Annotated in this window: 8 protein-coding genes; all 8 read left to right on the forward strand. The window is 61.6% G+C overall.

The genetic code is table 11. From position 1 onward, the window contains the following. Positions 1-22: 22 nt before the first annotated feature. Entirely contained in the window at positions 23-2,089 is a 2,067-nt protein-coding gene (locus tag P6F26_RS02380) for a transposase family protein (protein WP_278027032.1), read from the forward strand. Between the two features lie 2 nt (positions 2,090-2,091). Next, the gene (locus tag P6F26_RS02385; RefSeq protein WP_278027049.1) at positions 2,092-3,063 is read left to right on the forward strand and encodes a TniB family NTP-binding protein; all 972 of its coding nucleotides are present in this window, start codon (positions 2,092-2,094) and stop codon (positions 3,061-3,063) included. Next, positions 3,063-4,886 (forward strand): TniQ family protein, encoded by a 1,824-nt coding sequence (locus tag P6F26_RS02390; RefSeq protein ID WP_278027033.1) that lies wholly within the window; start codon positions 3,063-3,065, stop codon positions 4,884-4,886. The genes P6F26_RS02385 and P6F26_RS02390 overlap by 1 nt, the downstream gene beginning before the upstream one ends. Before the next feature lie 80 nt (positions 4,887-4,966). Continuing rightward, positions 4,967-5,788 (forward strand): hypothetical protein, encoded by an 822-nt coding sequence (locus tag P6F26_RS02395; protein WP_278027034.1) that lies wholly within the window; start codon positions 4,967-4,969, stop codon positions 5,786-5,788. 368 nt (positions 5,789-6,156) lie between these two features. Next, positions 6,157-6,300 (forward strand): hypothetical protein, encoded by a 144-nt coding sequence (locus P6F26_RS02400; RefSeq protein ID WP_278027035.1) that lies wholly within the window; start codon positions 6,157-6,159, stop codon positions 6,298-6,300. Between the two features lie 287 nt (positions 6,301-6,587). Continuing rightward, positions 6,588-7,508: a glycerophosphodiester phosphodiesterase gene (locus tag P6F26_RS02405; RefSeq protein ID WP_278027036.1), complete on the forward strand. Its 921-nt coding sequence runs from the start codon at positions 6,588-6,590 to the stop codon at positions 7,506-7,508. A 313-nt stretch (positions 7,509-7,821) separates the two neighbouring features. After that, entirely contained in the window at positions 7,822-8,016 is a 195-nt protein-coding gene (locus tag P6F26_RS02410; RefSeq protein WP_278027037.1) for an SHOCT domain-containing protein, read from the forward strand. A gap of 270 nt (positions 8,017-8,286) precedes the next feature. Next, positions 8,287-8,712 carry a DoxX family protein gene (locus P6F26_RS02415; protein WP_278027038.1) on the forward strand — a complete coding sequence of 142 codons (426 nt, stop codon included), beginning with the start codon at positions 8,287-8,289 and terminating at the stop codon, positions 8,710-8,712. The last annotated feature ends 38 nt before the right edge of the window (positions 8,713-8,750 follow it).

An 8,750-nucleotide genomic window follows, 5' to 3' on the forward strand; every position in this document is an offset into this window, starting at 1 on the left:
GAGGGCGTTCGTTCCTCAGGTCATGACCAATGCCGAGATCAGCCGCTACCTCACGGTCGGAAATTTCAAGTGTATCCCGAACGAGCACCAGCCCGAGCATCTGCGTGCGCGTGCTCTGCCGGATGGGGAGCTCCTCTCCCTCCGGGACACAAAGGCTCACAAGAAAGCGGCCATGCGTCTGGCCGTGGTCCGCGCGTTTCGTGAATTCCTGGACGACGAGACCAATAATATCACCCGGACCGCGACGTCGATCAGGCCGTATCTGCGGGCTATCAGGTTTCGCGCTGGCGAGAATCTCGAAGAAGGCGAGCCCGACAAGGAAGATGACACCTTCTCCGTGCCGAAAAAGCTTGGCGCAAAAACCGTGCTGGACTGGGAGCGCAAGGAGCGGCGGTTCGGACTGGCGGGCCTGTACGACAGGAACTCCGAGCGTGGTAACCGTGACCGCCGGATGACGGCTGATGAACTCATGATCATGGGCAAGGTCGTGGGCAAATATCTCAACGACCAATGCCCGTCGCAGAAGATCATCTTCGATGAGGTGAAGATTGCCTTCGCTGACGAGAACGACCGGCGCCGGGCTGCAGGCGAGCCGGAAATCGTCTGCCCGTCCCGTGAAACCGTTCGGCAGGCGATCCGCAAGCTCAATCCCTTCGATATCACCCTGACCCGGAAGGGCCGCGAGGCAGCAAACCGGCAGTTCGCTCCGGTCGGTATGGGACTGGATATCGCGCGTCCGATGCAGCGTGTCGAGTTCGACGAGTGGGAGGCCGACGCCATCACCCTGATGGCCGAAGGCGGACTGTTCCATCACCTGACTGACGAGCAAAAGAAGGTCCTCGGCCTGGACAAGAAGAAGGCGCGGTGGTGGATCACCGTCGCCATCTGCTGCGCGACGCGGTGCATCGTCGGGATGGTTATTTCCCGGCAGCCCAACTCGCAGAGCGCGCTCCGGGTCATCGAGATGATGATGCGCGACAAAGGTGTCTGGGGCGATGCCTGCGGTGCGCTAACGCCTTGGAACCAGTTCGGCTGGCCGTCGGTCATCGTGACCGACTGCGCGAGCTACAACATCTCGAGCCTTGTCCAGGCACGCGTGTCTGATCTCGGCATCACGCTGCAGTATTGCGCCGCTGCCAATCCCGAATCCAAAGGCACGATCGAGCGCGTGTTCGGCACCTTCGCGACCCAGCTCATGCCGCGGCTGAGTGGGCGGACCTTCAGTAACGTCGTCGAGCGGGGCGATTACGACTCGGTGAAACGTGCCGCGCTCAACCCGGAGGAGTTCTGCTCGGTGCTGGTTCGCTACATAGTCGACGTCTACCATCGGACCCCGCACAGCGGGCTGAACGGCGAAACCCCGCTGGACTGCTGGAACCGGCTGGTCGAGAAATTCGGTGTCCAGCCGCCCCCGGACCTCGGCCGCCGGCGCCTGATTTTCGGCCATGAGCGTGAACGGACCGTGACCCGGCAGGGGATTACCATCCTGGGGGTCCGGTATCACTCGGAGGTCCTGGCACGCTTCATGACCAAGGCGCAGGAGCGCAAGGTCGCGATCCGGTGGTATCCCGAGGACATCGGCGCCATCTGGGCCGAGCTGAATGGGCGCTGGTTCGAGATCCCCGCCGTGTTCGATCGGTATCAGGGTGTCTCCGCCCAGGAGTGGGTAGATGCCGCGGCCGAAATCCGGGCCCAGAACGCGCGCAATGCCGAGGTCAACTTCGCCGTCGTCCGCCAAGCGCTCGACTTCATCAAGGAAACCAACAGCGCCGCCATGACCCGCGTCGGGCTCGTCATGCAAGACTGGTCCGAGACACGCATGGAATACGAGCACGATCGCCTTTTCGTCGGCTTCAAGGTCTCCGAGACGGAGCCTGAGAACCCCTATGACGCGGACCGGGATGAATGGGGGACCCGCCTTGCCAGCGGTGGATCCACGCCCTCGGGCGACCCCGCCGATGAAAATCACTCCGGTGCCGAACATTCTGCTTCCGGCAAATTCGGCCCGATCCAATTTCCCGATCATCAGCCTGGCTACGGTGCCGATGCGGCTGATGACGGCGACGACTGGACCCTGGAGGACGAGTGACCATGAGTGCATCAGCTCTCAACATCAACGATAAACTCGCAGCCGTGGACCGGCTGCGAGACAAGTATCTCGCGACCCCGCGGGACGCTCAGTTCCGGAGCTACCTGGACCGGCTGCTGCAGCGCGATGATCAGGGCAACCTTCTTCCCAAGGCCCGTCTTTTCAACAAGGCGGGCGATGCACGCGGCATCGCGGTCGTGGAGCCCGCCGGCGGAGGCAAGACCTCGCTCGTTCTTCATGGCCTCAAGACCCATCCGGCCCTGCAACCGCGCGATGCGGCGCATCAACCTTGGGTCGGGGTCCGGGTCCCGAGCCCGCCCACCGCCAAGAGTCTCGGGCTCGAGATTCTCAAGGCCAGTGGGTATCCTGCGGTCTCGCGCCGGTCCGTGACCGAATACGACATCACGCAAAAGGTGCGTGATCATTTCAAACTGCGGGGCACGGCTGTCCTGTGGATCGACGAGGCACATGATCTATTCGGTGCTGGGAGCAAGCATAAGGTCGACGTTTCACTGAAGATCCTCCGTAACCTGATGCAGGGGGATGATGCCGTCAGTGTCGTTCTGAGTGGCATCGAAAGCCTTTGGCAGATTGCGTCCTGCGATGCCCAGGTCACACGCCGCTACTGGCGGCTGCCGCTCGCTGATGTCTCGCCGCATTCCGACCGAAAGGCGCTCTCCAAGGTCATCGCCAATTTCTGCGATGCCGCTGGCATGCGGCCGCCCTCGGACGCGGACCTCGTGGATAGGCTCGTCCACGCGAGCCGAAACCGTTTCGGCCGTTGTATCGAAAATATCCTCGCGGCACTCGAGGCGGCGGCCTTGGACGATGCCAATGAATTGACGATCAACCACTTCGCCGAGAGCTGGGGTATGCAGGAAGGCTGTGGCATGGGTCAGAACGTCTTCCTTGCCCGTCACTGGGCCAAAATCGATCTGGGTGAGGCGCAGCTGAACTGGGAGGGCGCGCGCTGATGCTCGCGCCCCACATCCCCTTCGACCCGCAGGAGAGCCCCCTGTCTTACGCGGCGCGCCTCGCCGGGGTTCACGCTAATGATCGCCTGGTTCCATTCCTTCGGGATATCGAAATTGAGCCTGAAGATATGGCGGCCAACAAAGACGAGGCACTCAGCCGTCTGGCCGAGCTTTCTGACGTCCCGCTTGGCGACTTGCGCGCCAATGCCCCGGTTCCGCTTGGGGAGCGGACCTATGATCTTCGCGGGGAACTGGTCACCGCAGAGTTCCTTGCTAATCCCTACACCGTCTTCTGTCCGGCGTGCTTGGCAGAGGATGATCGGACGGGCGGGCGTCGCGGTCGCTGGGAATGGGCGCTGTCGGTCGTTCGGACGTGCTCGCGCCATGGCATTCCGCTCCTGCGTCAAGCCAAGGGGCCGTGGGATGATGCATTCCGTGAACTCGAATACATCGTGCCTGAGCGTGGCGAAGGCCTTCAGGCCCTGATCGACAAAGCCGAGCCGCGTGCGGCCTCGCCGCATCAAGAATACGTTGTCCGCCGTCTCAATGGGGAAGCTGGTCCCGAATGGCTGGATGCGCAGACTTTGGACCAGGCGGTCCGGGCAACGGAGCTTTTGGGGGTTCTGGTCGAACACGGGCCGGATCAGCTCTTGCCAAAACTGACACCGGATGACTGGGATCACGCCGGTCGTGTCGGTTTCGGGTTCACGTCCCGCGGCGAGGCAGGGATCCGGGAGGCGCTGCTGGCGCAGTTTCGGAAATTTGACGAAGCGTCTGGCGTCCCAGGCGCCCGTATGACCTTCAGGTGCCTCTACGAAGCCTTGGCATACTCAAAGTCGCACAAGGAGCCGGGCGACATCGCGCGCATCCTTCGCGAGGTCATCACCGAAAACATTGCCATGCCGGCCGGCGCCAAGGTGTTGGGGAAACAACTCGCAGAGCGTCGCCTGCACACCGTCGCGTCACTGGCAAAGGAGCAAAACCTCGACCCCAGGACGCTGCGCGATTTGCTGATTGTGACAGGGCTGATACCCGAAAAGGCACCCGCACACTACCCGATCCCGGTTCAAAAGGGACGCGAGGTCGCAAGTCGCGTGAAGCGGATGGTTACGGTCATCTCATTGCCCGATGCGTTGGCTTGTACGCGTCCCTTGGTGGATCAGCTTTTTGATGACCGGCTGCTCAAACCCATCTTTTATGGGAGGCCGGGAATTCAGGGCCACACCCAGAAGGGCGTCGATAGCGAAGAGATTGTCAAGCTGGTTGGCAAGCTGCACGCGACGGTGGTCGAACTGGATTCCGAAACTGACGGGCTGGTACCGGTGTCGAAAGCCGCGGAAAAGGCCAAGGTGCCGGCAGTCACCGTAGTGCACATGATCCTCGGCGGCTTCCTCGAGCGCGTCTTTCGCCTGGCTGATCAGGACGGGATCGCCGCGCTTCGCGTGGATCCGGCGGAGGTCAAGCGGCACCGGGCATTCTGCACGGAGGGGCTTTCGACCGTCGAAGCGTTCACTTCTTTGAAGATCTCGCGGGACATCCTCTGGCGTCTGGTTGACCGTTGCCCGGAAGAGCTGAGTCTTTCCGTAAAGTGGATCTTTGGTAACGATGCGGAACACAGGATTCCGCGGTTCGAACCAACGGTCGTGGCGAACTTCAAAGACCGCTTCACCCATCCTGCGCGGATTGCCGAGCAGCATGGTCTCCAGGTGGGAAAGGTGGTTAGTCGGTTGAAACGGCGGGGAGTTCGGCCTGCGCTGACAAAAGGTGAAGTCGGTGAAGATTTCTACCGGACCCGCGATCTGAAGACGGATCTGTTCACTTAACATAAGGGGCCTTACCGGACGGAAGCCCTTTGAATAAAAGGCTTAGAAATTATCGTGGCAACAGGTCAGGAGGCATCGGATTGACTGAGCAGGACAAAAGGGACGATACCGCGCGAGACCTATCCTCGGTACTTGCGGACCTGTCAGGAGTATGGACAAAGCAAGCTCGTGAAATCACTGAAACGTTTAGGGCGTTGCGAGAAAAGCACGCCGCAGATGTGGCAAAGATCCGCGAGGCATTCATAGCCATAAATGCGAACTGGCAACCGTTTTTCGCAGAGTTTCGAAAGCATCAGCAGGCAAAGCAGGCTCTTCGAGAAACGTCAGGGCTGTTACCCCACGCCACTACTCCGTGGGAGCAATTTTCGGAGGACAATCCCGCGCTGTTTGGCCCCACCGTCGTCAGTTTCTACAAGGAGAGCTGGGACGCCGCCGAAGAGAAGTTTCGCATTGACCTGGAAGAGTACGATGTGAGCGACGAGGCGAAGCGCGCCATGCATGATGCACTCATTTGCCACCGTCACGAGTTGTTTCGCTCAGTAGTTTTGACGTTGCTTCCCTATGTTGAGATGGAATTCCGGAAAGCGTTCCAGATTGATGTTGGGGGTCACGCTGCCAGCCTGCAGGAGCTTCGGGACATAGTATGGAAAGTGCCCGCAGGCATTGTGCTTAGCCACGCTGCCCCGATGGACTTGCTCGAAATCCTGGATGCTCATCTCTACGAGAAAGTTAAGACGGCCGAGGCTTTGTCACGGTTTCAAGCGGATCAAATTCCGAACAGACATGCAGCGATACACGGCTTGATCGAGTATAGCTCCCTTGAGAATAGCCTAAACACCCTGATTGTTGCGGATTATGTATTCTTCATCATCAGCCAACTCAGAAAGCACTCGTCGGAGTAGTTCTGTTGTGAACACCAGGCGAAGTGAGGCCGTTGAAAATTCTCTGATACTTGTGCCACCCTGCGGGGTGGCTTTTTTGTTGGATAGAATATCCCATTGGCCACTCAGAATTTCTTCGACGGCCGATAGCCTTGAAATGCTTGTGCAATGGCCTTGGCGGCCGCCGAGTGAAATGCTTGGCTGAAAGAAATCAATGGCTTAGCCGATGCGGATTGCTAAGTAATGTTTGCCGCGACAGAAGCGTGAAGCAATTCCTGGCCATTTCGGAGGTCGAAATGTCCATTCGGCCAGCCGTTCGTGGCCATCGGGTGCTTCTCGCCCAGAAATGACCCTGCGTGCTCTTTACCGGAACAGGTGGTCATCCCCGGATGTGGAGGAAGGCCTGCCGGATCTCGGCCACCGATCCGAAAACGGCCATCGCGTCGTTCGTGCCGTCCGTCACGCACATCCTGCGGCAGATCCCGCCCACGCTCGTGCCGGCCTCGGCCGGCGTCAACGCGAACGTGGGCTGAACTTGGGCTGCTCGTCGGCACCCCGTTTCTTCGGCATCCGGGCACTCACCCCGTAACCGAACCGCGCCCGAAAATTCGCGATCGGGGCGAACCGGTTTCGGGGCAAGACCACTCACCTACCAGAGAACCGACTGCTCGCCGCCCAGCTTCGAGTGTCCAAGTGCCTCGGCATCACGTCAGGTTGCGCGGCTTGCCCGGCGTTTGTTGATCGCGATCAAGGTGAACGAGGCCTTTACGGTGCAAGGTTTCTCAAAAGCCTGTTTTCAGGTGGACGGAGGACCGGAAACATGGAGCGCGGGGCCAGCAGGATCATGGCCTGCCTCGCGATGGGCGTCGCTTTCGCCTCGTGCGGCTCGTTTGCGTTGGCACAAGCAAGTGTTCAGGATCGTCTGGCTCCCGGCCAGGGGCCGGTGATCGCGCCATTCCGCGGTGTGGCGGGTGGGTATCCCGAGAGCTCGCTTGCGGGAATGCGCGAGGCGCTCTCCATCGGCGCCGAGATGATCGACATCCAGGTTCAGATCACCGCCGATGGGCACCACGTTGTGTTTCACGATCAGTTTCTTAACCGCATGACCGATGTCGAAGCCGTGTTCGAGGACGGCGCCCCGGGCGGCCCGACGCGCACGGAGCGTGCCGGGCGGGACTACTTGAGCGATTACACGCTTGCCGAACTGCGCCAGCTTCGCCTGCTGGTCGATGGAACTCCGAGCGAGCAAGGCATCCCGACCCTGGGCGAAGCGTTGGACCTGATCGCTGGCGAGAGCCTTGCGATCCTTACGCTCAATGATTTCGATCTTGATGCCCTCGTGGCGGAATTGGGGGACAGGCCGACCGGCCATCTCCTTGCCTACAACATCGACCCCGAAATCCTGCAGCACGTCGTGGCGGCAACGCAACTGCCGGCCTTTGTCTCGATACGTCGCTCGCGCCTGTTCGATACGACGGACCACGTGGCCATCCTCGATGCGCAGCTTGAGGTGCTGGGGTCCTCGATCGCGCTTGCACACATCAACGGCACCAGCCTCATGACGCCGGAACTTCTGGCCCGAACACAAGAACTCGGTGTGCGCCTGTCCGTAATGGGAGGTCGGGAAGATTTTGCCCTGGAAGACGGCGATACGGCCCCCTGGCAAGAAGCCCTGAGGACTGACGCGGCCGTGTTCTGGACAACCCACCCCGAGCAGGTTCTGGCGCTCGTGAGCAGGTAGCATCATGCCATTCCGACAGGTTCGCTCCCCGATCCGCCATCTCCGTCTTTGTGGGTGGACGACGCTTTGCCCTGGTCTTGGGAACCGGTTTGCTTTCCCGCCTGCGTCCGCAAACGCCGGAATGATCGGTGGGCCCTGGTCGATCATCGAACGATAGGCGTTCTTCGCGTGGCGCGGCAGCCGGAACGCGACGGGGCGGCGGCGGTTGCCTCGACAGGGAACGCGCGCAGGGCGGCGGGCTCGACGCGGTCCCTCGCCGCAGTTCGGCAGCAACGGGAGGCATGACGGCATGATGTGGGGTGACGGATATGGAATGGGCTGGGGACTTGGGATGGTCGTCTTCTGGGTCCTTCTCATCGTGGTGATCGTCTTGCTGGTGCGCGCCTTCCCCGGCCCGCGTGCCGAGCCGCCACGGCGCGACGCGCTCGACACACTCCGGGAGCGCTACGCCGCGGGCGAGATCGACGACGAGGAATTCGAGCGGCGCAAGAAGACGCTGGAGCGGTAGGCCGGCGGCCGAGATTGTTGGTCTGCGGGACGTGGGCCCGTCCCGACCTGTATCCCCGTCCGGCGTGCGTCTGCGGCCCCGTGGCCCGAGGCGGCACCTCGCCGAGGCCGCCGTTTCCATGCGCACGAAAGCACAGCTCCTGTGCCCCGCTGAGGGTGGTTCGGCGTGCCGGGATCGCGCACCTATCGCGGCATGACGGGCGCCACGGGCCCGGCACCGAACCTTCTCAATGGGTGTGTTCGGCACCCGCGACATCCAAGGGCTGGAACAATGAACGACAGACTCGCTACCATCGCGCCGATCGCGCGCGCCCTGCTTGCCGCGATTTTCATCATGGTAGGCCTTCAGAAAATCACCGGCTACGAGGGGACGGCCGGCTACATGGAGATGATGGGCGTCTCCGGTGCGCTCCTTCCGCTGGTCATCGCCGTCGAGGTCCTTGGCGGGCTTGCGTTGCTCGTCGGTTTCCACGCGCGCATCGCGGCATTCCTGCTGGCGGGCTTCACCGTGATCGCGGGCGTGATCTTCCACCTGGTCCCAAGCTTCGGGATGGAAGGGATGGCGGCGCAGGGCGAGATGATCCACGTCATGAAGAACCTCGCCATCGCGGGCGGACTTTCGATGGTCGTCGTGTTCGGCGCCGGCGCCTGGTCGCTGGACAATCGCCGGTCGGCGGACGCCGTGCCTGCCGAGTGACGCGACGCTCGTTCTTGGCGCGCCCGTCCGCACGGGAC

It is taken from the genome of Roseicyclus salinarum (assembly GCF_029624655.1).
Classification (GTDB): Bacteria; Pseudomonadota; Alphaproteobacteria; order Rhodobacterales; family Rhodobacteraceae; genus Roseibacterium; species Roseibacterium salinarum.

Coding starts and splice junctions, on each gene's coding strand:
- P6F26_RS02380 (WP_278027032.1), top strand. CDS start 23: ATGACCAATGCCGAGATCAGCCGCTACCTCACGGTCGGAAATTTCAAG.
- P6F26_RS02385 (WP_278027049.1), top strand. CDS start 2,092: ATGAGTGCATCAGCTCTCAACATCAACGATAAACTCGCAGCCGTGGAC.
- P6F26_RS02390 (WP_278027033.1), top strand. CDS start 3,063: ATGCTCGCGCCCCACATCCCCTTCGACCCGCAGGAGAGCCCCCTGTCT.
- P6F26_RS02400 (WP_278027035.1), top strand. CDS start 6,157: ATGTGGAGGAAGGCCTGCCGGATCTCGGCCACCGATCCGAAAACGGCC.
- P6F26_RS02405 (WP_278027036.1), top strand. CDS start 6,588: ATGGAGCGCGGGGCCAGCAGGATCATGGCCTGCCTCGCGATGGGCGTC.
- P6F26_RS02410 (WP_278027037.1), top strand. CDS start 7,822: ATGGGCTGGGGACTTGGGATGGTCGTCTTCTGGGTCCTTCTCATCGTG.
- P6F26_RS02415 (WP_278027038.1), top strand. CDS start 8,287: ATGAACGACAGACTCGCTACCATCGCGCCGATCGCGCGCGCCCTGCTT.